The sequence below is a fragment of the Nocardia sp. Marseille-Q1738 genome (genome assembly GCF_965283145.1).
The window spans coordinates 165,027-189,339 of record NZ_CBDIMS010000012.1 but is presented as its reverse complement, the minus strand read 5'-3'; the positions used below and the strand labels follow the sequence as shown (position 1 = coordinate 189,339).

The following is a 24,313-nucleotide window of genomic DNA, read 5'->3' as shown; positions in this document are numbered from 1 at the left end:
GCATTAGTCTTGTGCACTCAACTTTATCCGGCCGAAAGGTCGAGCGTAGCAGTGGCGTGGGTGGCCGGTGTCACGTCAGCGCTCGGCCAGGACCTCGCCGATATACCGGGCGACGGCCGCTACCGAGGCGATCGTCCCTGGGTAGTCCATCCGGGTCGGTCCGAGCACGCCCATGCCGCCGAGCACCGCACCCGCCGCGCCATAGCCGGTCGACACCACCGAGGTGCCGCGCATTTGCTCGACCTGCGTCTCCTCGCCGATCCGCACGGTGACCCGCCCCGGCTGCTGGGCCGCGGCGAGCAGCTTCAGCACGATCACCTGTTCCTCCAGCGCCTCCAGCACCGCGCGCAGCGAGCCCGGGAAGCCGAAGTCGGCGGCATTGCGGGTGAGGTTGGCGGTGCCGCCGAGCACCAACCGCTCCTCCGGATGCTCCACCAGCGTCTCCACCAGCACCGTGGACACCCGGATCAGCACGTCACGCAGGCGCACCGGCGCGTGCTCGGGCAGCTCCGCGACCGACGCCGAGGCCGCGGCCAGGCGCTTGCCGTCCATCGCGCCGCCGAGCATGCCGCGCAGCGCGGCCAGATCCTCGTCATCGATCACCGCGCCGAGGTCCACCAGGCGCTGGTCGACGCGGCCGGTGTCGGTGATCACCACCAGCAGCAGCCGCGCCGGATTGAGCGCGACCACCTCGATGTGCCGGACCGTGGACGCCGACACCGTTGGGTACTGCACGACCGCGACCTGCCTGGTCAGCTGGGCCAGCAACCGGACACCGCGGCGCAACACGTCGTCGAGATCGACGCCGGACTCCAAGAACTCCATGATCGCCCTACGCTCGGCCGGCGACAGCGGCTTCACCTCGGAGATCCGGTCCACGAACTGCCGATAGCCCTTGTCGGTGGGGATGCGCCCGGAACTCGTGTGCGGTTGCGTGATGTACCCCTCGGCCTCGAGCACCGCCATGTCGTTGCGCACCGTCGCGCTGGAAACACCCAGGTTATGCCGCTCGACCAGGGTCTTCGACCCGATCGGCTCCTTGGTCGCGACATAGTCCGCGACGATCGCGCGCAGGACCTCGAAGCGCCGATCCTCGGTGCTCGACATCGGCACCTCCTCGCTTTCGTCTCCGGTCGCGCCGTACTACCGGCGCCCACCAGCCATTACAGGCGAATTCCCGGTTCGTCTGGTTATCCAGTCTAATTGCCGGCAGCCGGATCGCTCGCCTGTGCGGGCTCCCCGTCGCCCGGACGCTGACCGAGCCGCACCGGCACCTGATCCGAACGCGTGCAGGACAGCCCGCACTATCGGCTGCTGGCCAACCACATCGTCCAGTTGACCACCGACGCCGAAGCGCTCAGTGCCGACCCGGCGGCCGCGGTGTCCGGCTGCGCCGGCATCGAATTGATCCGGGGACTGTTGTTGTCGGCGGGGAGCGACGACAGCAACGCCGCCGTCATCCCGTCCGACATCCTGCTGTCCCGCATCCGGGCCTACGTGCGGCGCGACCTGACCGACCCCGATCTGGGCGCGGAACATCGCCAAGGCGCACAACATATCGGTCCGGCAGGTGTACAAGATCTGCGCGAACGCGGAATACAGCCTCGAGTAGTGGATCATCAGTCAGCGGTCGAACAGGTGCGCGCCGATCTGATCAAGTTCGGAGCATAAGCACCGGACGATTTCGACGATCGCTCGACGCTGGGGTTTTCGCGACCCGTACCACTTCGCCCGGCGCCTTCGCGCCGCCTACGGACTCTCGCCGCGGGAATGGCGCAGGATCACGCCGGCCGCGGACGAGCCGCGTGGGTCAGCCGCGATCCGCGACTCTGGCCTGCTTGCCCGCGCGGGCGTCCAGGCCGAGCATCGCCAGTAACGACTGGCAATCGGAGGCGTCCTCCGCGTAACTGGCTACGGTGCGGGCGGCGACGGCGCACTGGCGCGCGGTCGCCGCTTTCTCGGCTGCCCGCGCTTCCGCGAACTCGCCTGGTTCATGGACAAGAGTGATGTGTCGTGCCGACGCCATGAGTCTCCTTGGGGGTTGGGTCGCAGCCTACGTTGCCTGTTGCCGCCGCGGGGCCGAAACCGGACGCGGAGTTCGCCGAATCCCCGAATCCCCGACTAGGAGTCGGACCGGGCCGGTGCGGAGCACCATTACACGCCATACCGCTTGTGCGAGTTACCAATGCGGTCGTCTGCGCCGATCCGCTGCCCAATTCCCCTCGGCGTAAAGGGAAATGGTCGTCGTCGGGGTAGGGCCCTCGTCGGGTGCCGATGCCGTTCAAGCGAGCAGCTCACGGACGACGCCGTCAGCAAGGAGGCGGCCTCGGTCGGTGAGGACGAGACGATCGTCGGTGCGGAGGGCGAGACCGTCGGCTATCACGTTGTCCACGGCGGAGATGGCGTTGGGGGCCAGCTCGGCCAGGGACAGGCCGGTGCGCAGTCGAACCGCGAGCATGATCCGCTCGGTATACCGCTCGCCGTCGGTGAGCGCTTCCCAGCCTGCCGCGGGTAAGCCGCCAGCACCGACCCGGTCGGCGTACCGCGCCGGGTGTTTCACGTTCCACCAGCGCACTCCCCCGACATGACTGTGCGCGCCCGGCCCCGCGCCGAGCCAGTCGCCACCGTCCCAGTAGCCGATGTTGTGCCGGCAGATCGCGGCGGCGTTCGCCGCCCAGTTCGACACCTCGTACCACTCGAGTCCGGCCGCGCGCAGCCTGGTGTCGATGCGTTCGTAGCGCGCGGCGAGCACGTCGTCGTCGGGTGCGGGCAGTTCGCCGTGACGCACTCGGCGGGCCAGCGCGGTGCCGTCCTCCACGATCAGCGAGTAGGCCGAGACGTGGTCGACACCCGCGCCGAGCACCGCGTCCAGGCTGGCGTCGAGATCGGCGTCACGCTCGCCCGGCGTCCCGTAGATCAGGTCGAGATTGACGTGCTCGAATCCGGCGGCGCGCGCCTCCCGCGCGGCGGCCACCGCACGCCCCGGGGTGTGCGTGCGGTCGAGCACCTTCAGCACGTGCGCCGCGGCGGACTGCATGCCCAGCGACACCCGGGTGAACCCCGCCTCGCGGATGCGGTCGAAGAATTCCGGTGACGTGGATTCGGGATTGGACTCCGTGGTGACCTCGGCGTCGGCGGCGAGGGGGAACTCGCCCCGCACGGCGTCCAGTACCGCGGCCAGCCCGTCACCGCCCAGCAGCGAGGGTGTCCCTCCGCCGACGAAAACGGTGGACACCTCCGGTGTGGCGGTCGGCAACGCCGCGAACTCCCGCGCTGCGGTGGCCAGCTCGCCGCGCAACGCCTCGAGCCACGACTGCGGCGACGCCGACGTGCCGAGCTCGCCCGCCGTGTAGGTGTTGAAGTCGCAGTATCCGCACCGCGTCGCGCAGAACGGGACGTGCACGTACACCCCGAACGGTCCCCCTCCGAAATCGCGCAGCAAGGGCGCGGAGGTGGCGCTCCGGGGCGCGGTGACGGAAGGACTCACGTGTCCAGTGTGAACGTCGCCGTGTCGGCCCCGACATCCGGGACACTCGCGGCGGGGCCGGGCACGACCAATTCGTCCTCGTTCTTCCCAGCTCCGGCCAGCGAGCGGCCGCGCCGCCGGACGCGAGTCGATGTCCGCACCGCGCCGGAAAATCACCTCGCGAGTGGACCGGAAACTCCGGCGGCGCCGAGTTCTACGCCGCCCACCGGCCGCGCTGATCACATCGCGCGGCCGCCGCGCGAACGGCTCAGTCCGCCACGACCGGGGTGTTCTGGTTGGCGGTGAGCAGCCAGCGGCCGTCCTCCTTGGACATCACGTACATCGGCGAACCCTCGCTGTCCATGGCGCCGTCGTTGGTGAAGTAGCGCTGGCGCACCTTCACCGCCGCCACGTCGGGCCGGATGAACAGAACGTGCTCGACCTCGTAGGTCGCCTTGCCGTGCGCGGTGGCCCCCGGCAGCACCTTGGCGGTGAACTCGGCGATGGCGGCGCGGCCGTAGAGCCGTTTTCCGTGCCCGGTGGTCCAGATGGCGTCTTCCCGGAACAGCGCGATGAACTCGTCGACCAGCTCGTTGTGCTGGGCGTGTTCGACGGCGGCGACCACCGCGCGGATGGCTTCGATCTCGGCGGTGGTGTCGATGGCTGCTGTACTCATGGCGAACAGCCTGTTACCTCGACCTGACTCAAGGTCAAGCGGCGTGCGTGGCGTCACACCGAAACCGGACGTAGCACTCGCCGCGCTCGCGCCCGAACTATGACTGCCGTCACAAACGAGGTCGAGCGTCCAGGGGATTTCCCGCCATATCGCGGAAAATGCTGCCAGTGGGGTCGGAAGGCCCTGGCTGACGTGGCACAATGGCCGCATGCGCGCTTCGGGAGTACGACTGGTGGCACGTCGCCACGTCGATTACAAGCGCGTCTGCAGCGCCTGCTGTCTGCCCGGTTCCCTCCGGTAGCTCAGCGGCGCCCGATCCCGGGTCCCCGGCGATCCCCGACTTCCTCGGTCCGCTGACACCGTAGGCGTGAGTCAGCCCCTCACGCCCTCAGCAGGATGTACCACCCACCCCGCAGGAGCGACCCCCATGACGTCGAGCACCGACGCCGGTCCGACCGATCAGCCCACGCCCGAATCCCGGCCGGGGCAACAGACGCGCCCCGAACGCCCCGCCTCCGAACGCCGTGTCCGCCCGGACCGCCCGCGCCGCGAGGCACCCGCGGGGCCGCGCGTCCGCACCGGCAAGCCCGTGCGCCGCAAGGCCGAGGGCCAGTGGGCGCTGGGTTACCGCGAGCCGCTGAACCCGAACGAACAGTCCAAGAAGGACGACAACCCGCTCAACGTCCGCGCCCGGATCGAGAACATCTACTCGAAGACCGGATTCGACGGCATCGACAAGGGCGACCTGCGTGGCCGGTTCCGCTGGTGGGGCCTCTACACCCAGCGCGAGCAGGGCTACGACGGCAGCTGGACCGGCGACGAGAACATCGACATCCTCGAAGCCAAGTACTTCATGATGCGCATCCGCTGCGACGCGGGCGCGCTGAACGTCGCGCAGTTGCGCACGCTGGGTCAGATCTCCACCGAGTTCGCCCGCGACACCGCCGACCTCTCCGACCGCGAGAACGTGCAGTACCACTGGATCGAGGTGGAGAACGTTCCCGAGATCTGGAAGCGGATCGAGGCGGTCGGCCTGAAGACCACCGAGGCGTGCGGCGACTGCCCGCGCGTGGTGCTCGGTTCCCCGCTGGCGGGCGAGTCGCGCAGCGAGATCATCGATCCGACGCCGGCGATCGAGGAGATCGTGCGCCGCTACATCGGCAAGAAGGAGTACTCCAACCTGCCGCGCAAGTTCAAGACCGCGATCTCCGGCCAGCAGGACGTGGTGCACGAGATCAACGACGTCGCGTTCGTCGGCGTGGTGCACCCCGAGCACGGGCCCGGTCTGGACCTGTGGGTCGGCGGCGGCCTGTCCACCAATCCGATGCTTGCGCAGCGGGTGGGCGTGTGGGTGCCGCTGGACGAGGTTCCCGACGTGTGGGAAGGCGTGGTCGCGCTGTTCCGCGACTACGGCTATCGCCGCCTGCGCACCAAGGCCAGGCTCAAGTTCCTGGTCAAGGATTGGGGCATCGAGAAGTTCCGTCAGGTGCTCGAAGACGAATACCTGAAGCGCAAGCTGATCGACGGCCCCGCGCCGGAGCAGCCGACCGAGCCGATCGACCACGTCGGCGTGCAGCGGCTGCGCAACGGGCTCAACGCCGTCGGCTTCTCCCCCATCGCGGGCCGGGTCTCGGGCACCATCCTGACCAAGGTCGCCGACGCGGTGGAGCGGATCGGCTCCGACCGCATCCGGTTCACCCCGTACCAGAAACTGATCGTGCTCGATGTTCCCGACGACAAGGTCGACGCGCTGATCGACGAGCTGGAACCGCTCGGCCTGCAAGCCCGCCCCTCGCTGTGGCGGCGCAACTTGATGGCCTGCTCCGGCATCGAGTTCTGCAAGCTGTCCTTCGCCGAGACGCGCAAGCGTTCCCAGGCGCTGGTGCCGGAGCTGGAGGAGCGGCTGGCGGATCTCAACGCGCAGCTGGATGTTCCGATCACCGTCAACATCAACGGCTGCCCGAATTCCTGCGCCCGCTCGCAGATCGCCGACATCGGCTTCAAAGGCCAGCTGGTCGACGACGGCAGCGGGAATCAGGTGGAGGGTTTCCAGGTTCACCTCGGTGGCAGCCTCGGCTTCGACAGCGCCTTCGGACGCAAACTGCGTCAGCACAAGGTGACCACCGGCGAACTCGGCGACTACATCGAGCGAGTGGTGCGCAACTTCGTCAAACAGCGCGAGGACGGCGAACGATTCGCGCAGTGGGCGGTACGCGCCGACGAAGCCGACCTGAGATAAGTGTCGACGGGAGATCAACTGTGACAACCGAACTCGCGGAAAAGCTGTCCGAGGACGAGCTCCGCGCCATCGCCGCTCGCGGTGCGGCCGAACTCGACGGCGCCTCGGCCACCAAACTGCTGCGGTGGACCGAGGACACCTTCGGCTCGGGCTACATCGTGGCCTCCAACATGCAGGACGCGGTGCTGGTGCATTTGGCCTCCCAAGTGCGCTCTGGCGTGGACGTGCTGTTCCTGGACACCGGCTACCACTTCGCCGAGACCATCGGCACCCGCGACGCGGTGGAGGCGGTGTACGGGGTGAACGTGGTCAACGTCCGGCCGGAACACACTGTGGCCGAACAGGATCAGTTGCTCGGCAAGGATCTGTTCGCCCGCGAACCGAACGAGTGCTGCCGGTTGCGCAAGGTCCTCCCGCTGCAGAGGTCGCTCGCCGGATACAACGCCTGGGTCACCGGCATCCGCCGGGTCGAAGCGCCGACGCGGGCGAACGCGCCGCTCATCTCCTTCGATGACGCGTTCGGACTGGTGAAGATCAACCCGATCGCGCCGTGGTCCGACGACGAGATGCAGGACTACATCACCACCCACGGCATCCTCGTCAATCCCCTGGTGGAGGAGGGGTATCCGTCCATCGGCTGCGCTCCGTGCACACGGAAGCCGGAGCCGGGATCCGATCCGCGAAGCGGCCGTTGGGCCGGCCTCGCCAAGACCGAATGCGGGTTGCATCAATCATGACCGAAACGATTCGTAGCGAACGTTCGCTCGGCATCAGCGATTTCGACACGCTCGCCGCGCTGGAGTCCGAGGCGATCCACATCTTCCGCGAGGTGGCGGGCGAATTCGAGCGGCCGGTGATCCTGTTCTCCGGCGGCAAGGATTCGACCGTGCTGCTGCACTTGGCGCTCAAGGCGTTCTGGCCCGCGCCGCTGCCGTTCGCGCTGCTGCACGTGGACACCGGGCACAACCTGCCCGAGGTGCTGGAGTTCCGGGACAAGGTCGTCGAGCGTTACGGCCTGCGCCTGCACGTGGCCAAGGTGGAGGACTACCTCGCCGACGGCCGCCTCACCGAGCGCCCCGACGGAATCCGCAACCCGCTGCAGACCATCCCGCTGCTGGACGCGATCAGCGAGAACCGATTCGACGCCGTGTTCGGCGGTGGCCGCCGCGACGAGGAACGCTCGCGCGCCAAGGAGCGGATCTTCTCGCTCCGCAACGCGTTCGGGCAGTGGGACCCGAAGCGTCAGCGTCCCGAGCTGTGGAACTTGTACAACGGGCGGCACGCACCGGGCGAGCACGTGCGCGTGTTCCCGCTGAGCAACTGGACCGAGCTGGACATCTGGCGCTACATCGCCCGCGAGGACATCGATCTGGCCAGCATCTACTACGCGCACGAGCGTCCGGTGTACCTGCGCGACGGAATGTGGATGACGCCCGGCGTGTGGGGCGGCCCGCGCGAGGGCGAGGTGCTGGAGACCCGCTCGGTGCGCTACCGCACCGTCGGCGACGGATCCTCCACCGGCGCCATCCTTTCCGACGCGGCCGACAACGAGGCGATCCTCGCCGAAGTCGCCGCGTCCCGACTGACCGAACGCGGTGCGACCCGCGGTGACGACCGGGTTTCCGAGGCCGCGATGGAAGACCGCAAGCGAGAGGGTTATTTCTGACATGTCCGACCTATTGAGGCTGGCCACCGCCGGTTCTGTCGACGACGGCAAGTCCACTCTGGTCGGACGCCTGCTCTACGACACGAAATCCGTTCTGGCCGACCAGATCGATGCCGTCACCCGAGCGTCGGTGGACAAAGGTCTCGCCACACCGGATCTCTCGCTGCTCGTGGACGGGTTGCGCGCGGAACGCGAACAGGGCATCACCATTGATGTCGCCTACCGCTACTTCGCCACGCCGCGCCGCTCTTTCGTGCTCGCGGACACCCCCGGGCACGTGCAGTACACCCGCAACACCGTCTCCGGCGCGTCCACCGCGCAGCTGGTGATCCTGCTCGTCGACGCGCGCAAGGGCGTCATCGAGCAGACCCGCAGGCATGCCGCGGTGCTCGCGCTGCTCGGCGTGCCGAAGCTGGTGCTCGCGGTGAACAAGATCGACCTGGTCGACGACGCCGCCACCGTGTTCGCGGCCATCTCCGCGGAGTTCACCGAGCTGACCCGCACGCTGGGCTGGTCGAGCGAAGACGTACTGGAGATCCCGGTCTCGGCGCTGCACGGCGACAACATCGCCACGCGGTCGGACAACACCCCGTACTACAACGGCCCCTCGCTGATCGAGCACCTGGAGTCGGTGCCGGTCGACGCCGACAGCACCGGCAATCACGCGCTCGGCCTGCGCTTCCCGGTGCAGTACGTGATCCGCCCGCGCACCGCCGAATACCCGGATTACCGCGGCTATGCGGGACAGATCGCCGCGGGTGCGGTCGCGCCGGGTGACGAGGTGGTGGTGCTGCCCTCCGGTATCCGCACCACCGTGGAGCGGATCGACACCCCCGACGGCGAGCTCGCGGTGGCGCAGACCGGCCGCAGCGTCACGCTGATCCTGGCCGACGACGTCGACATCTCGCGCGGCGACATCATCGCCTCGGCCGCCGACGCGCCGGAGCCCATCGACACGTTCGACGCCACCGTGTGCTGGCTGGGCGACAAGCCGCTGCGCCCCGGCGCCCGGCTGCTGCTCAAGCATGGCACCCGGACCACCCAGGCGATCGTCGGCACGCTGCTGGAGCGCTTCGACGAGCAGCGCCTCGCGGCCGACCCGAACCCGGATTCGTTGGAACTCAACGACATCGGGCGCATTTCGGTGCGGGTCGCCGAGCCGATCGCGGCCGACGACTACCGGGTGAACCGGCACACCGGCAGCTTCCTGCTGATCGACCCGGCCGGTGGTAACACGCTGGCCGCCGGTCTGGTCGGCGATGTACTGACCGCGGTCGAGGTCGGCACCCGAGTCTGACATGGCCGCTGCCCGAGTTCGGTTCGGTGATCCGCAATTCGTGCGCGGATGGGCGCCGAGTGCCGCGACGGCCCGGCCGTCCGGCCGAGCGGGCCGTGCGACGTCCTGGCTCGGCCACGCACCGGGCGCGATGCGCGGTGTAACCGCGGCACGGCCGCCCGCGCTCATCGCGGTGGCCCACGGCAGTCGTGATCCGCGGTCGGCAGCGACGGTGTCGGCGGTGGTCGCCGCCGTCGCGGCCGCACGCCCGGATATCGACGTTCGGCCGGCCTTCCTGGATTTGAACGCGCCTTCGGTCGAACAGGTCGTGGATGCTGTTGCGGCGCAGGGACATACGCACGCCGTGGTGACGCCGCTGCTGCTCGGCAGCGCGTTCCACGCCAGGGTCGACCTGCCCGGTCTGCTCGACGCGGCCCGCGCCCGCCATCGCCAGCTGCGGTTGACCCAGGCCGATGTCCTCGGCGCCGACGCCGTACTGATCGGAACGCTGCGCGATCGTGTCCTCGCCGCCTGCGAGGTCGAGCATGCCTCGGCGGATCGGCGGATCGGCGTCGCGGTCGCCGCGGTCGGATCGTCGTCCGCCGCCGCCAACGCCCGCACCGCCGAGGTGGCCGCCCGGCTCGCGGCCCGCACCGGCTGGTTCACCGAGATCTGCTTCGCGACCACGGAACCATCAGTGACCGAGGCGATTTCACGTCTGCACGCCCGCGGCGCCGACCGCGTCCTGGTCGCACCCTGGTTTCTCGCGCCCGGCCTGCTGACCGACCGGCTGCTCCACGCGGCACCCGATGCCGTCCACACCGACGTGCTCGCCCCGCATCCAGCGCTCACGGCCGTCATCCTGGATCGCTACCACGCCGCCATCGCCGAGACACCTGCGCTCTCGGCCTGACTCGGCGAGACCGGATCGCGCCGATTCCTTCCCCGCCGAAACATGCGAAAGCTCAGTCGGACCGAATATACGGCTCGGGTCCGGAGCAGCCGAGCGCCCCGGACCCTGACCGAATCGACTACGGAATCAGAAGCGTTCCAAACAATTCGGAGACCATACGGACAACTTGATCGATGAAGCGCGGAATCATCACGTTCCCTCCTGCCGTCCAGTGAAGTTACCAACCAGTCCGTCCTGAATTTGCTATCCAGCAACGGATTAGCAGGAATTCGTTGCAGACCGTGCAACGGATGGAACCGCCGGTGTTCGCACAGCGCTGCCGCCGGATTCCTGATCGTCGCGAGGTAGCGGCTCAGCCGAGTAGGTCGTCGACGACGGTGCGGGCGGTAGCGACGCCGCGCTCGTCGCCCATTTGCCGCGCGGTGTGCGCCGCGGCGATCACCGCGTCCAGTTCGAACGCGATGGAATCAGCGGTGCGCGCACCGAGATGGCCTTGTTCCTGCGCGCGGCGAATTTCCTTGACCAGCAAGGCGAGCCAGTCCCGTCGGTCCGCGGCGATGGCGTCGCGGACCGGACCCGGCCTGCTGTCGAACTCGGCGAGGGTCGCGACGCGGAAGCATCCTCCGGGGAACGCCGGGTCTGCCACCTGGCCGAACCAGCGTTCCACCAGGGCGCGCAGACGCGGCAGTCCGCGGGGCTCACTCATGCTCGGCGTGATCACCTCGTCGATGAACACCTGTCGCGCGCACGCGACCGCGGCGAGTTGCAGGCTTTCCTTACTGCCGAAGAGGGTTGCGATGCCGCTCTTGCTGACGCCGAGGTCGCTGGCCAGCCGCCCGATACTGAGCCCGGTCAGCCCTTCGACGGAAGCCACGTCGGCGGCGCGGCGGGCAATCGATGCGCGGGATCGCGCGCCCTTGGCCAAGCGCTGATCGGCGCCGCGCGGCGGGTCGGTGACGGACTCGGTCATGGTCCCATTCTTCCACTCGACGGTTGCATATACGAACGTACGGTCGTACTTTAATTGTACGAACGATCGTGCGTTTTGTTTCCCGCAACCCCGAAGGACTTCCCATGACCGATGTAACCGCGCGGGCGGAAAGCCCACCGACCGCGACCGCGGCTACCCGCACACTGCTGATCGCTTGCGGCGCGGCATTCATCGCCTTTCTCGACCTCTCGGTCGTCAACATCGCCTTCCCCTCCATCGCCCGCGACTACCCCGGCACACCGGCCACCACGCTGACCTGGGTAGTCAGCGGATACGCGGTCGCCTTCGCCGCACTGCTGACCCCGGCGGGCCGGTTCGCCGACGCGCTCGGGCGCCGCAGGCTCTTCCTCGGCGCCTTAGCCGGTTTCGCCCTGACCTCCCTGCTATGCGGTCTCGCGCCCACCGCGGGGTGGCTCATCGCGGGCCGGTTGCTGCAAGGCGCCACCGCGGCGCTGATGGTGCCGTCCGCCCTCGGTCTGGTACTCGCCGCCACCCCGCGCGAGAAGATCGGCGCGGCGATCGCAGCCTGGTCGGCCGCGGGCGGGTTCGCCGCGGTGGTCGGTCCCACGTTCGGTGGCGCGCTGGTCGAAGGGTTCAGCTGGCGAGCGGTTTTCGTGATCAACGTGCCGGTGGCCGTCGCACTCATGGCCGCGACGACTCGCATACCGGCCTCCGGCGTCCGGCCGCCCGGTGGTGCGCTACCGGATCCGCTCGGCACGCTCGCGGTCGCGCTCGGTCTCGGCGGATTGGTCGCGGGCGTCACCGAAGGGCAACGCTGGGGCTGGACCTCGGCCGCGACGCTCACCGCGCTGATCGGCGGCGGGCTGCTGGTGGTGGCCTCGCTCGCGCGCTCGGCACGTCACCACGATCCCGCGATCGCCGTGGAGCTCTGGCGCAGCAAGTCGTACGCGCTGGCCAACGCGACCTCGTTCGTCTTCGGCGCCGCGATGTTCGCCTGGCTGCTGTCGGGACCACTGTTCCTGGACGCGATCTGGGGCTATTCGGTACTCGGCTCCGCGGGCGCGATGACCATCGGGGCGGTGGCCTCGATGGTGACCGCGACCGTCGCGGGCCGGGTCGGCTCTGCCACGGCCAGGCGGTGGCTCGGCGTGCTCGGCGCGTTGATGTTCGTCGCGTGCACGGCGTGGATGAGCACGGATGCCTTCGGTTCGACTCCGGCGCTGTGGTCGGCGTGGATTCCGGCCGGCGTGCTGGGCGGTGGCGGCATCGGGTTCCTCGTCACCGTGCTTGGCACCGCGGCCGCGAGTTCGCTTCCGCCAGAGCAATTCGCCGCGGGCACCGGCATGAATCTGACGGCGCGGCAGGTGGGCGGCGCGCTCGGCGTCGCCGTGCTCGCCGCGGTGTTCGCGGCGCGTCCCGACGACCCGCTCGGCGCATTCCACACCCTGTTCGCCGTCTGCGCGGGTATCGCCGCCGTGGCCGCCTGCCTGGCGGCGCTGCCCATCCGCACCCCGTCCCTCTCCACCGACAGCTAGGACCATCCGTGACCGACAACGACATTCGCACCGAAGCAAACGACCCGATGCTGCTGTCCCCTGAGGAACAACGCCGCCTGCTCGCCGACGCGCCGTGGCGGCGATACGCGGTGCTCGGCGACTCCATCGCCCAAGGCGTGGGCGACCCGAGCCCGGGGTATGAACCCGTGGGTTGGGCCGACCGGGTCGCCGCCGTGCTCACCGCGGCACGTCCCGATCTCGCCTACGTGAACACCGGCCGGATCGGTGCCACGTCCGCGCAGGTCATCGCCGAACAGTTGCCATCCGTACTCGAATTCCGGCCCGACTTGGTGCATCTCAGCTGCGGCGGCAACGATCTGTTCCTGCCGGGCGGCGACATCGCCGACCTGCGCGAGAACCTGGACACCCTGTTCGGGACACTGGCCCGGACGGGGGCTCAGGTCGTCACCTTCACCCTGGCCGACGTCTGGGAAATCGAGCGCATGGCGCCGATGCGGCCGATGCGCGACCGCATGGCCGCGCTCAACGACCTGGTCCGCGAGCTTGCCGCCCGCTACGACGCGCTCCTGCTCGAACTCTGGGACCACCCGCTTCGCCTGCGCACCGACCTGATGAGCGCCGACCTCATCCACTTCAGTACGAGCGGCCACGCCGTGCTCGCCTCGGACATGGTGCGGACGTTGGCCGACCACATTCCCGCCCCTCGCTGAGTCCCCATCGGGACGTGGCGGAGGCTCTCCCGGGAGTTGCCACCGACATGTCCCGATCATGCGACGCCTCAGTGCGGTCAGCTGCGCAGTGCACTCTTCAGCTGGCCCGCCGGTCCGTCCATGACGTACACCGCGCTACACGCGACTGCCCACGCCGCCACGAGCCCCAAGCGACTTCTGTGGCACTCGGCTCACAAAGCGACTGTCGCACCACCACGATCCGTGACGTCGCATGCAGGCCAATGGATCTGCCCGTGCGTGTTCGTCAGGAGGTAGCACCGGACGCGCTGTCCGCGCCGGGGCGGTAGCGGTCGAGGAGTTCGGCGCCGAGGCGGGCCAGCTCCGCGCGTACCTCCGGTGGACCGAGGACTTCGATCGATGCACCCCAACCGGCCAGTTGCTGGGCGATCATCCACGCCGTCGGGGCGGTGACGCGGACCCGGACGCGACCGTCGTCGGCCGGGCCGTCCACGAGGCAGTTCCTGCCCTGCTGGTCGCGCAGGATCGGCAGCAGGCGCTCGGGCACGAGGACGGTCGCGGCGGTGGTCGAGCGCCGCTGCTCCATCTCCTCGACCACCTCCGCCCAAGCGGCCGACAGATCGAAATCGTCCGGACGACGGGCCGCTTCGCCGGTCGGGATCGCTTCGGCGATGCGGTCGACACGGAAGGTTCGCTGTCCGCGCTCGGTCCCGGCGATCAGGTACCAGACGGCGTCCTTGTCCACCAGGCCCCAAGGGTCGACGAGACGTTCGGAGCGCTCGCCGGTCCGGTTCGCATAGCGCAGCCGAACTTTGTTGCGCTGGACAACCGCCCGTTGCAGCAGCGACACGACCGGCGGCAACTCGCGGTCGGTCGCACCCCAGCGGGCCGGGTCGATCACGACGGCGTCCGCCGCCGCCTCGGCGTCGCCGCGGAACGTCTGCGGAAGTGCCCGCACCAGCTTGCGCAGCGCGGATTTCGCTTCCGGCACCGCACCCGCGGACGGACCGGCAAGCAGGAACAACGCCCGCGCTTCCCCCGCGGTCAACCCGGTCAGGTCGGTCCGGGCGCCGCCTACCAGCGACCACCCGCCACCGCGTCCCGGCTGCGGATACACCGGCACCCCGGCCGCCGACAACGCCTCGAGATCCCGCCGCGCCGTGGCGACCGAGGTCTCCAGCTCGGCGGCGACCTGCGCGGCCGTCACCCGCCCGCGGGTCTGCATCATCAGCAGGATCGCCACCAACCTGTCCGCTCGCATGCGCACAATTCTGCCGCTAAAAGTGATCATTTGGTGCGCACTTTTGGCCGGATGATGGATTTCACCAGCAAGAACGAACACCAACCGAAGGAGAACCCCCATGCTGCGCGGAATGGCGACGAGCACCTTCTACGCCGACGACCTCGAGGCCGCCAAAGACTGGTACAGCGAGTTCTTCGGCATCGCGCCGTACTATCACGTCCCGAACGGCTACTACGAATTCCGCATCGGCGATTACCAGCACGAATTCGGCATCGTGAACCGTGCGTACGCCCCCGAGGGCGCGCGCAACGCGCCCGGCGGCGCCATCGTGAATTGGCATGTCGACGATCTGCAGGCGACGTTCGACCGGCTGCTGGAACTCGGCGCGACGGTCTACGACCCCATCACCCCGCGCGGCAACGGCGAGGGCTTCGTCACCGCCTCGGTGGTCGACCCGTTCGGCAACGTCCTCGGACTGATGTCGAACCCGCACTACCTCGAAGTCCTCGCCAAGACCGGCCCCGCGTAACCGGACGAGACATGGCATGGCGTCGGGCGCGTTCGCTTCGCCCGGCGCCATACCGAGTGTCGGCTCTGCCGCGACGGCGCCGAACGATCATCAGTAAACGCGACGCTGACGATCAGTCCCGCACCGCGACCGGCACGTGGCTCGGCCGATTCGTCAGGGACGAAACCAGCGCTCCAGGACCGTGGCGACCCCGTCTTCGAGGACGTGACCGGTGACCTCGTCGGCCAGCCCGCGGATCTCCGCGGGCGCGTTGCCCATCGCTACCCCATGCCCTGCCCAGCAGAGCATTTCGCGGTCGTTGTAGCCGTCGCCGATGGCCAGCGTCGCTTCGCGCGGGACGCCGAGGGCGGTGCGCAGACGTTCCAGCGCCCAGCCCTTGGACACGCCCTCCCGCGCTACCGTGAGCCACGGCCCGAACTCGCCGTGTACCCAGCTCGCACCAGGGACGCGAAGGGAGCGCAGCGCGAGCAACATCTCCTCCAGCGAACCGTCCGGCAGCCAACCGTTCAGGCGGGGGGTTGGTTCGCTGCTCAACACGTGATGGTCGACGAGCAGAAATTCCCCGAGCGAGTATTCGCCGGGGCCGGCGCCGGTGGCCCAGGTTCCCATACCGACCTTCTCCACCGCGAAGATCATCTCCGGAAACAACGCGCGCAACGCGGTGATGGCGGGCGCCGGGTCGAATACCTGCACGGCGACCGGCTCCGCCTTGGCCACGTCGATGTGCACGGCGCCGTTCGAGCACAAGGCGTGCCCGTCGCACAGGCCGAGTTCGACGAGTACGGGACGCGTGGCCAGCAGGGTTCGCCCCGTCGTCACCACGACATGCGCACCCGCCGCTACGGCTGCGCGTACCGCCGCGAGCACGCGTGCACTGATCGGTGTGCCGGTGTCCAGCAGCGTCCCGTCCACGTCCAACGCGATCAACTGGGGTCCCCCGGATGCCATCAACCTATTGTGCCTCCGCGATGCGATACCCGTCAGCGAATCTCGTGTGCCGAGAAAGGAACGCACACTGGATGTTTCGTCCCGGCGGCCACGTCTTCCACTGCGATGACACGAACGTTCACCGGCACCGCCGACCAGTCGGCTGACTCGGTCCACCGAGCAGAACAGTAGCCGCCGTCTGCACCGCACACCGCAACGCGGTCGACCTTGCTGGACGCTACTAGCGACCGTGGGCTCCACCACCGGCACCGCCCGCGCCCCCGGCTGCTCCCCCGGACCCGCCGGGCTTCGATCCTCCGACCGACCCCGACCGACTCGATGATCCGCCGGAAGACGAAGCACCCGACGAGTTTCCGTTTACGGAACCACCCCGAGAAGACGCACCGCCCGATGCGGACCCACCGGTCGAGGTGCCACCGGTCGATCCAGAGGAACCACCGGTCGACCCACTCGACGAGGAACCACCCGACGAGGAACCACCCGTCGACCCACCCGACGAGGAACCACCCGTCGACCCACCCGATGAGGAAACCCCAGACGAACCATTCGAAGACGAATCACTGGCGGACCCATTCCGCGCGGAATTGCCGGTCGAACCGCTGGTCGGCGCGGTGCCGCTGGTGGAATCGGCGCTGGAAGACGTTCCGCCGGTCGCGGATTGATCGGAACCTCCGGGCGAAGTGTGTCCGGTCCCACCCGGCGACGAGCCATCCGTTGTGCTCGTTCCGGAAGAGTCACCCTGACCGCCCGATGTCGTCCCAGGCCCCTGCGTGTCGGACGTGCCGGTAGCGGGAGTATCCGTCGTTGCGCTAGGGCTGGTCGGGCCAGAAGCCGGGTTCGACCCGGGTGCTGTCGAACCGTACTCTGGCGCAGGCCAACTCACGCCGGGCGCCGGGATGGGCGCGCCAGGTTGTGTCGGCGTGGGCGTCCCGGCGGCGGGAACGGGAAGCTGACCCGGCTCCGGAGGCAGACCGGCCCCAGGAGGCTGACCGACCACGAGCCGACCCGGCATACCGGACGCGGGCGGCCGAGCGGGATCCTCGGGCGCGGGCCGGATGACCGGATCGAACGGCAGCGGGTTCGCGAAGTAGGCCGGATCGCCATATCCGCCGCGACGCAATCCGCCTGGGGTACAGCAGTTTCGTGGATCGCGATGCGAACCGATCCGGGACTCGGATACCGAAGGACCATAGCCCGCGCTGCGCGGTACCGGCGTAATGAATCGGGTGTAGGCGGAAGCCCGCGGGGACAGGAGCGCGGGCAGCACGCGGTTCGAATTCCATCCGGCTGGCGAAGACATTCGAGACCAAGCCTCCGCGAGCTGCTCGCCGCTCATCTCATAGAGCAGGTTGTCGGCTGGTACCTCGAGATCCGGAAGACGCAGCATGGGCGACAACTCGGGAACGGTAGGTCCGCCGAATACGGTTACCGCCGACATCGCGACCGCGGAAACCACTGCCGCACTGGAGAACACAGCCACGCGTGGCGCATTGCCGCGGTCGCTCGCGGCGCCGAGGGCCATGGTTCGCGCCGCCATGAGGGCGGCGCCCGCGGCGATGGTATGGCCCGGGTCGGCCGAAATCACCACGGGACGGCCGAGTTCGGCAACCGTACGCGCCACTTCGGCGGGGCGGGACGCGCCGCCCACCAGCAGGATGCAGCCGATATCGGACATCGTGATGCCTGCCGACCGCACACAGTCACGGACCAGTTCGAGGGAGTCCTGCACATGCGCGACGCGCAGTCCGTCGATGTCGACCAGGGAGGTCATCGGCAGACGCGCGGACTCGGGCGAGACATCAGGAGCGTAGCGCGCGATCATCGAACCCAGCGGCCTGCCGCCGAAGTCGTAGGATCGCACCGGCTTTCCGATCATGGGATGGTTGTCCCAGTCCGGGCCGACCCGCACGATGGTCACGTCGAGACTCGTGCCGCCGAGGTCGTAGACCAGCACGAAGCTGGTCTCCAGCGGGCCGTGCTCGTGTTCCAGCCATTCCGCGGCCGCGACGGGCTCCGGCACCAGAAGCACGTCGCCCGCACCCGATAGGTCCAGCGCTTGGCGCAATAGCGAGACCTGCTTGTCGGAGTACATCGCCGGGTAGGTCGTCACGACGCCCGCTTCGTACGCACCCGGCTCGACCGCGCGGAGTTCGTTCACCACCGCCGCGACGAGATTGGCAGGCGACCAGATGCGCCCGCCGACGATCACAGCGTCCGGATCACGACCCAGGTCGGCGAAATCGGTCACCGCCATGCTGAATTGGGGAATCCCCCCGAGGCGCAGTCCGCCCGCGCTGTCGAACGTCACCGCGGTGCGCCGCGACCGCACCGCCGGCCGCGTTCGCTCCGCGGTGACCGAAGCCGTCACGGAGTTCACCGCACCGATGCTGAAACCCAGACCTGTCGTCATTCGCTATCCCGTCAACGCACCGTGACCACGTCCATCACATGGAGTCCCCTGTGGCCGCGGTCGTCTTCCAAACAGCCACCACAGGTTAGCTGTTTCACGACCGCATGGATGCGCAATTGATATGGAATGTTTCGCCGATCGCCATAATCGCCCGAATTGCCAGGTAAACGTCCCAGAACTGCCGCGTTCAGCCCTCTCTACATTGCCCAATACGGTTGCGCTCGGAGACATTCCGCTACCTCACAGCGATCTCGATATCGCCGCGACAATCCAACCGGAGGATGGTTTCCGGCGCTGAAACACACCGCACGACAGACACTTATCGGTTGGTTACCAAAGTGTTGCCCGAGCTGTGAATTTCCAGCTGCCGCCACTCAGGGCAGCTCGTTGACGTATCAACGCAACGTCCGATATACGCCAGCATCGCCGTCGGCCCCCGGCTTGACTCGACAGCGAGACCCCACCACCGAGGTGGGATCGCGAGAGTCGAAAGAGAGAAGTGAAACCATGCCAACACGATTCGCCGAGCAAGTCGTCCTGATCACCGGCGCCAGCTCGGGCGTGGGCAAGGCGGTGGCGATGCGGGTCGCGGGCGAAGGCGCCGCGGTCGTGCTCGGCGCGCGCGGCAAAGACGCGGGTGAGCGGGTCGCCGCCGACATCCGCGCGGCCGGCGGGCGCGCGCTGTTCGTGCCGACCGATGTCACGGTGGAACAGGACGTGGCCCGGCTGACCGAGGCGGCGGTCTCCGAATACGGCCGCCTGGACGCCGCATTCAACAACGCGGGCGCCGTGCGCGCGTTCGGACCGATCTCGCAGATCGACGAGGCGGGCTGGCGCGAAGACCTGGAGCTCAACCTCACCAGTGTGTTCTACGGCCTGCGGCATCAGGTTTCCGCGCTGGCGGCCTCCGGCGGCGGCGCGATCCTGAACAACGCGTCGAATCTCGGCGTGGTCGGGATGGGTTCGGTGGCGCCCTACGTGGCGGCCAAGCATGGCGTGATCGGCTTGACCAGAGCGGTGGCGCTGGAGGCCGCCGACCAGGGCGTCCGGGTCAACGCGCTGGTGTCCGGGGCGGTCGACACTCCGGCGTTCCGGAATTCGATGGGCGCCACGCCCGAAGGGGAGGCGGCCATCGCCGCCCTGCACCCGATGGGCCGCATCGCCACTCCGGACGAAATCGCCTCGTTCTGCGCCTACTTGCTCAGCGGCGAGGCGAGTTTCGTCACCGGCGCGGCACTGGCCATCGATGGCGGATTCACCGCACGCTGACCCAAGGGTCCGCCTCGAGGTACCGGTGCAGGCGGGGTACCTCGAGGCGGAGTTCAGGCGCGAGCCAGCAGACGGCGGACGCGGCCGGGGCGAGCGGCTCCGGCGGCGCGCACCGCGGGCTGACGCAGACGCACCAAGCGGTCGAACTCCGCGGCGGTTCCGGTGGGTTCGGGTAGCCGGCCCGCGTTGAAGTCCGCGGCCAGCTGCCGGACCGTCTCCTGCGCACAGGACTTGTTCGTGCCGATGAAACCGGTGGGTCCGCGCTTGATCCAGCCGGTGACGTAGGCGCCGGGCACCACCGAGCCGCCCGCGCGCTCCAGCACGCGGCCTTCCGCGTTCGGAACGACTCCCGCTCTCTCGTCGAACGGCACGCCCGGCACCGCGACGCCGCGGTAGCCGACCGAGGTGAGCACCATTCCGGCCTGGACCCGATCGGTCTCTCCCGTCGCGACCGCGCGAATACGTCCGTCCGGGTCGGTGACGAGCTCAGTGCGGCCGATCTCGATGCCGGTCACCCGGTCGGTGCCCAGGATTTCGGTGGGCGCGGCAAGGTAGCGGAATACGATTCGCTTGCGCTCACCGACGGGCCTGGTGCGCACGCTGTGCAGCAGTCGCAGCTTCTGTTCGACATGGAAGGGCAGCTCCGCGCCGAGGCGGGGCAGCTCGCCTTCGATCACGATGTCCACATCGCAACCGAGCAAACCGACGAATTCCGGCACCGTGAACGCGGATTCGAGTGGGCCGCGCCGACCGAGCACGACAACTTCCTCCACCTTGCTCTCCCGCAATGCCCGTAGCGCATACGGCGCGATGTCGGTGCCGGCGAGCGCATCCGGGTCACTGGTCAGGACACGCGCGACATCGAGGGCGACATTGCCGTTGCCGACGATCACCGCACGCCGACCGGACAGGTCGAAAATCCGATCCACGTAATCGGGATGCCCGTTGTACCAGGCCACGAAGTCGGTGGCCGACACGTTGCCGGCCAGGCCCGCACCCGGGATGCCGAGCTTGCGATCCGACGACGCACCCACCGCGTAGATCACCGCGTGGAAGTGGTCGAGCAGTTCGGCGGGTGAGACGTGCGCGCCGACCTCGACATTCAGGTACGACCCGAACCCAGGTTGCGCCGAGATCACGTCGAACAGCGCGCCGACCTTCCGGGTCTTGTCGTGGTCCGGCGCGACGCCGTGCCTGGCCAGCCCGTAGGGCACCGGCAGCCGATCGAGCACGGTCACCGACACGTCGGGCTGGGTCAGCAGCTCATCGGCGGCGTACATCGCCGACGGACCCGACCCCACGATCGCCACCCGCAACGGCGTGCGCTCGGTGTGGATCCGCGCCGCCGGCACCGGCCGGGCCAGCAGCGGGCGCGGCCGGGTCTGCCGGTAGAAATCGGCGTTGATCTCGATGAACGGCTTCTGCTCTTCGGTCAGCTTCGTCGATGACACGATGGCGTCCACCGGGCACGCGGTAGCGCACGCACCGCAGTCCACGCATGCCTTGGGGTCGACGTACAGCATCTCCGCCGTCCGGAAGTCCGGTTCGTCGGGCGTGGGATGGATGCAGTTGACCGGGCAGGCGTACACGCAGGACGCGTCGCTGCAGCAGGATTGGGTGACGACGTAGGGCATACGGCTCAGGCGACCTTACTCGCGGCGCGCAGCGGCTCCGACCGATACCGCGTGGCGTGGCCGTCGATCCCGAGCGCCTTCCAGACGGCCTTGGCGACCGGGTTCATCAGTCCGATGTCCTTGGCCAGGGTGCGCACGTCGCAGAAGTAGTCGCTGAAGACCTGCTTGGCCTCCTTGGACCCATGGAACAGCTCCTTGCGAACCTGCTCCGGGATGTCGAACTCGGCGAAGAACGACCGCGGCGGGGTCACGATGGCGCGGCCGAGGATCCACATGACGATCGGCATGGCCAGCGAAAGAATGAACTTCTGCATCGGCTTGGCCTGCGGCACATGGTTCTTCAGGAACTCGTGCGCGAAGGAGATGTGCCGCGCCTCTTCCGCGACGTGAATCGCCATCACGCCGCGCATGATCGGGTGCACCTCTTCGCCCGAGCGCAGGATCTGCTTCTGGATGTGGTCGATCGGCTCTTCCCCGGCCAGCACCGCCATGAAGAACAGGTTCGGGAACCACGCCGCCACCGGCGCGCCCAGGTACTTGAACTTGCTGACCAGCGGGCCCATGCCGGGCACGTCCAGCCCGATCCGGTTGACCATCTCCTGGAACATCAGGGTGTGGTTGTGCTCCTCGATCATCTCGTGGGAGCAGTACCGGAACTCGGGCGAACCGTTCGGCAGGCCGAAGTTGTGGATGACCATGCCACTGATCAGGATCGACTCGAATTGCAGGCCGACCTTGGCGATATTCGCCTGCCGGTATTTGCCGACCGCGATCTTCTGCTCGGTCGACAGTGCCTGGTACCAGGGGTGGCGGGCCACCGTATCGGCGGAAACCGGCAGGATCCAGCGCTCCTCACCGGCGTCGGCGGCGAAGTCGGGATTGTCCCAGTCGATGTCCTCGAACGGGTCGAAGTGCTTGTTGACCGAACCCTCGGAGAGCAGCAGCAGCTTCGCGGCGTACTCCTGCGCCTTCTCCAGATCGGGATCCACTGCGGGCGTCACGGCTGCGGACATCGTCGTCACTGCCTCTCCTCGATGTAACCATTTAACTGTATCTCATGGTTACACCAACAGAGAGTTACGTCAACCCAGCGGTTGCTCGGGCCGTCCGGCGATGCGCGCCCTCATCACGCGCACCGCCGGACGGCCCATGCATTTCACCGGCCCGGATCTGCACCGAATAGGCGCAGTCGGACGAAGTCCTCCGCTGCCCCCCGGGCCGAGCGGAGGCAGCCACCTAGCCCATGAGCGCCCCGTCCCCCGCCGCCAACAGCGAGGTCGCGAGCCCGGTGGTCCACACCCCAGTGACGACGGCCGCCCTGCTCAACCGGCGCCTGGTCCGGCGGGACAGCATCAGCGCGCGGGTGGCGGCGCGACGACGGGCACGGCGGCGCCGGATGCGTCGCTGCTCGGCCGCCGCCTCCGCCACGGCCGCCGCCCTGCGGCCCAGGATCGCGGCGCCGTCGGCGATGGTCCGCTCGGGATCCGGCGCCGTGATCACCGGCCTGGCCAATTCATCCGCGAGCACCTGGGCGACCTCCGCGGGACGCGCCGCACCGCCGACCACCAGGACGCAGTCGACATCGGCCATGGTGACGTCCGCCACGCGCAGGCAGCGGTACACGAGCTGGACGGATTCCCGGATATGGCGGGCGCGCAGTTCGTCGGCGGCCGCGTCGGTGACCGACTGCGCGACCGAGGACGAGGGCAGATCGTGTCCGGCATGTTCGGCGACCAACGCACCGAACGCGCGTCCGCCGAATTCGGTCGAGCGCAACGACACACCGACTACCGGATTGCGCGGACACCCCGCCCCGACCCGGACCAGGGTGACGTCGAGCCCCGCGCCGCCAAGATCGTAGACCAGCGCGAGTCCGGGCATCAGCGGACCGCGATCGGCTTCCAGCCAGGCCGCCGCCGCGACCGGCTCGGCGACCAAGGCGACCTGTCCGAGTTCGACGCCGTCCAGCGCCGCGCGTAGCGCGTCGACCTGCTCGTCGGCATAGCGGGCGGGATAGGTCATCGCGATGCCGATGCCGCCGCCGGCCGGATGATCCTCCAGCACCTCGCCGACCAGGCACTTCGCGACCGTGGCGACGAGGTCCGCCGGCGCGAGCGCGCGGTTGCCGACCCTCGCCCAGGTACTGGAACGCTGCGTGAGATCGGCGAACTCGGTCACCGCGCGACCGTGCCTCGGCAGCATGCCGACCCTGGCCACGCCGGTGCTGTCGAAGACCAATGTGGTCCGGCGCGTGATGGTCTGCGGGCGCTGCGTTTTGCGGCGCCCAGGCGGAGACTTGGCCGAACCCTCCTCCGCGAGAACGGAAACCGTGTTCACCGTACCGATGCTCAATCCGAGACCAACCGCCATCGCAAACCACCCCGATCGCCGTGCCGATTTGCTTCGAACGCCGTCCAGGCAACCACTCCGCGATCTTCCTGCCAAGGCCGGACAACCGATTGTCCGCAGGCCGCCTGTCGTTGGCCGCGTTGCTCGCGCGGTCGTCGGCGCGCTCACCTGCGCACACCAGGGCGGACATTCCGTCCGGTCGGATTTCGTTGCGACACGCGGAGATCGACACATGCCCGGTTATGGTTTGCCAGGACTCGCGTTTTATACCGCTCTGTCCGGAACGAAACCGCCGGACATGCGGAGACACCCCTCGGCAAGTCCGAAATCCGAAGTGCGGGCGATTTGCCGCTTCAAGGCGGGCAGCAATCGGACAACGGGTAGTCGCATCCGCTCACACACCTGGCTCGACGTCGCGATCACCGGCATCGCGATACGACCCCCGTGCCGTCAGCTCGGCCCATCACCGCACCGCGGACTGGCACGAGACGGCCGTCGCCGAACACCCGAGAAGCACAGCAACTTTCCAGCACACAG

Annotated in this window: 24 protein-coding genes; 12 read left to right on the top strand and 12 right to left on the bottom strand. The window is 68.6% G+C overall.

Annotated features, from left to right (window positions below; all coding sequences use genetic code 11):
* Positions 1-75: 75 nt before the first annotated feature.
* Positions 76-1,107, bottom strand: coding sequence for a heat-inducible transcriptional repressor HrcA (gene hrcA / locus ACWPXK_RS31380; RefSeq protein ID WP_454199777.1), 1,032 nt, complete (start codon positions 1,105-1,107; stop codon positions 76-78).
* Between the two features lie 180 nt (positions 1,108-1,287).
* On the opposite strand from hrcA, the gene ACWPXK_RS31375 reads away from it, so the two are divergent.
* Together ACWPXK_RS31375 and ACWPXK_RS31370 are read left to right on the top strand one after the other, a co-directional pair.
* Positions 1,288-1,671 (top strand): hypothetical protein, encoded by a 384-nt coding sequence (locus ACWPXK_RS31375; RefSeq protein WP_454199776.1) that lies wholly within the window; start codon positions 1,288-1,290, stop codon positions 1,669-1,671.
* A gap of 10 nt (positions 1,672-1,681) precedes the next feature.
* Entirely contained in the window at positions 1,682-1,876 is a 195-nt protein-coding gene (locus ACWPXK_RS31370; protein ID WP_454199804.1) for an AraC family transcriptional regulator, read from the top strand.
* On the opposite strand, the gene ACWPXK_RS31365 is transcribed toward ACWPXK_RS31370, so the two are convergent.
* From ACWPXK_RS31365 to ACWPXK_RS31350, 4 genes are all read right to left on the bottom strand, one after another.
* Positions 1,811-2,026 (bottom strand): hypothetical protein, encoded by a 216-nt coding sequence (locus ACWPXK_RS31365; RefSeq protein WP_454199775.1) that lies wholly within the window; start codon positions 2,024-2,026, stop codon positions 1,811-1,813. The genes ACWPXK_RS31370 and ACWPXK_RS31365 overlap by 66 nt on opposite strands.
* Positions 2,027-2,281: 255 nt before the next feature.
* Entirely contained in the window at positions 2,282-3,487 is a 1,206-nt protein-coding gene (gene hemW, locus ACWPXK_RS31360) for a radical SAM family heme chaperone HemW (RefSeq protein WP_454199774.1), read from the bottom strand.
* Entirely contained in the window at positions 3,484-3,627 is a 144-nt protein-coding gene (locus tag ACWPXK_RS31355; RefSeq protein ID WP_454199773.1) for a hypothetical protein, read from the bottom strand. Before ACWPXK_RS31355 ends, hemW begins: the two co-directional genes overlap by 4 nt.
* 107 nt (positions 3,628-3,734) lie before the next feature.
* Positions 3,735-4,142: an SgcJ/EcaC family oxidoreductase gene (locus ACWPXK_RS31350; protein WP_454199772.1), complete on the bottom strand. Its 408-nt coding sequence runs from the start codon at positions 4,140-4,142 to the stop codon at positions 3,735-3,737.
* A gap of 208 nt (positions 4,143-4,350) precedes the next feature.
* Here ACWPXK_RS31350 and ACWPXK_RS31345 point away from each other — a divergent pair, with 208 nt between their 5' ends.
* The 6 genes from ACWPXK_RS31345 (at position 4,351) to ACWPXK_RS31320 (ending at position 10,236) form a co-directional block, all read left to right on the top strand.
* Positions 4,351-4,443, top strand: a complete 93-nt coding sequence (locus ACWPXK_RS31345) for an Ms4527A family Cys-rich leader peptide (RefSeq protein ID WP_357721293.1) — start codon at positions 4,351-4,353, stop codon at positions 4,441-4,443.
* A gap of 126 nt (positions 4,444-4,569) precedes the next feature.
* Complete coding sequence (locus ACWPXK_RS31340) at positions 4,570-6,381, top strand: nitrite/sulfite reductase (protein WP_454199771.1); 1,812 nt, start codon at positions 4,570-4,572, stop codon at positions 6,379-6,381.
* A gap of 20 nt (positions 6,382-6,401) precedes the next feature.
* Positions 6,402-7,118 (top strand): phosphoadenylyl-sulfate reductase, encoded by a 717-nt coding sequence (locus ACWPXK_RS31335; RefSeq protein ID WP_454199770.1) that lies wholly within the window; start codon positions 6,402-6,404, stop codon positions 7,116-7,118.
* Positions 7,115-8,047: a sulfate adenylyltransferase subunit CysD gene (gene cysD, locus ACWPXK_RS31330; RefSeq protein ID WP_454199769.1), complete on the top strand. Its 933-nt coding sequence runs from the start codon at positions 7,115-7,117 to the stop codon at positions 8,045-8,047. Before ACWPXK_RS31335 ends, cysD begins: the two co-directional genes overlap by 4 nt.
* 1 nt (position 8,048) lies before the next feature.
* Entirely contained in the window at positions 8,049-9,344 is a 1,296-nt protein-coding gene (locus ACWPXK_RS31325; protein ID WP_454199768.1) for a sulfate adenylyltransferase subunit 1, read from the top strand.
* 130 nt (positions 9,345-9,474) lie between these two features.
* Positions 9,475-10,236: a sirohydrochlorin chelatase gene (locus tag ACWPXK_RS31320; protein WP_454199803.1), complete on the top strand. Its 762-nt coding sequence runs from the start codon at positions 9,475-9,477 to the stop codon at positions 10,234-10,236.
* 352 nt (positions 10,237-10,588) lie between these two features.
* Here ACWPXK_RS31320 and ACWPXK_RS31315 read toward each other — a convergent pair whose 3' ends face one another.
* Positions 10,589-11,206 (bottom strand): TetR/AcrR family transcriptional regulator, encoded by a 618-nt coding sequence (locus tag ACWPXK_RS31315; protein WP_454199767.1) that lies wholly within the window; start codon positions 11,204-11,206, stop codon positions 10,589-10,591.
* Positions 11,207-11,310: 104 nt separating this feature from the next.
* Between ACWPXK_RS31315 and ACWPXK_RS31310 the strand changes: the two genes are divergently transcribed.
* On the top strand, positions 11,311-12,723 hold the full coding sequence (locus ACWPXK_RS31310; RefSeq protein WP_454199766.1) for an MFS transporter: 1,413 nt from the start codon (positions 11,311-11,313) through the stop codon (positions 12,721-12,723).
* A gap of 8 nt (positions 12,724-12,731) precedes the next feature.
* Positions 12,732-13,415 (top strand): SGNH/GDSL hydrolase family protein, encoded by a 684-nt coding sequence (locus ACWPXK_RS31305; RefSeq protein ID WP_454199765.1) that lies wholly within the window; start codon positions 12,732-12,734, stop codon positions 13,413-13,415.
* Between the two features lie 265 nt (positions 13,416-13,680).
* Here ACWPXK_RS31305 and ACWPXK_RS31300 read toward each other — a convergent pair whose 3' ends face one another.
* Positions 13,681-14,655: a helix-turn-helix transcriptional regulator gene (locus ACWPXK_RS31300; protein ID WP_454199764.1), complete on the bottom strand. Its 975-nt coding sequence runs from the start codon at positions 14,653-14,655 to the stop codon at positions 13,681-13,683.
* Between the two features lie 100 nt (positions 14,656-14,755).
* Between ACWPXK_RS31300 and ACWPXK_RS31295 the strand changes: the two genes are divergently transcribed.
* Positions 14,756-15,166, top strand: a complete 411-nt coding sequence (locus ACWPXK_RS31295; protein WP_454199763.1) for a VOC family protein — start codon at positions 14,756-14,758, stop codon at positions 15,164-15,166.
* A gap of 153 nt (positions 15,167-15,319) precedes the next feature.
* Here ACWPXK_RS31295 and ACWPXK_RS31290 read toward each other — a convergent pair whose 3' ends face one another.
* Positions 15,320-16,114 (bottom strand): HAD family hydrolase, encoded by a 795-nt coding sequence (locus tag ACWPXK_RS31290; RefSeq protein WP_454199762.1) that lies wholly within the window; start codon positions 16,112-16,114, stop codon positions 15,320-15,322.
* 220 nt (positions 16,115-16,334) lie between these two features.
* Positions 16,335-18,524: an Hsp70 family protein gene (locus tag ACWPXK_RS31285; RefSeq protein WP_454199761.1), complete on the bottom strand. Its 2,190-nt coding sequence runs from the start codon at positions 18,522-18,524 to the stop codon at positions 16,335-16,337.
* Positions 18,525-19,031: 507 nt separating this feature from the next.
* On the opposite strand from ACWPXK_RS31285, the gene ACWPXK_RS31280 reads away from it, so the two are divergent.
* Positions 19,032-19,793, top strand: coding sequence for an SDR family NAD(P)-dependent oxidoreductase (locus ACWPXK_RS31280; RefSeq protein WP_454199760.1), 762 nt, complete (start codon positions 19,032-19,034; stop codon positions 19,791-19,793).
* 53 nt (positions 19,794-19,846) lie between these two features.
* On the opposite strand, the gene ACWPXK_RS31275 is transcribed toward ACWPXK_RS31280, so the two are convergent.
* The 3 genes from ACWPXK_RS31275 to ACWPXK_RS31265 form a co-directional block, all read right to left on the bottom strand.
* Positions 19,847-21,427, bottom strand: a complete 1,581-nt coding sequence (locus ACWPXK_RS31275) for an FAD-dependent oxidoreductase (protein ID WP_454199759.1) — start codon at positions 21,425-21,427, stop codon at positions 19,847-19,849.
* A gap of 5 nt (positions 21,428-21,432) precedes the next feature.
* Entirely contained in the window at positions 21,433-22,449 is a 1,017-nt protein-coding gene (locus ACWPXK_RS31270; protein WP_454199758.1) for an AurF N-oxygenase family protein, read from the bottom strand.
* 214 nt (positions 22,450-22,663) lie between these two features.
* Positions 22,664-23,797 carry an Hsp70 family protein gene (locus ACWPXK_RS31265; protein WP_454199757.1) on the bottom strand — a complete coding sequence of 378 codons (1,134 nt, stop codon included), beginning with the start codon at positions 23,795-23,797 and terminating at the stop codon, positions 22,664-22,666.
* Positions 23,798-24,313: the final 516 nt, after the last annotated feature.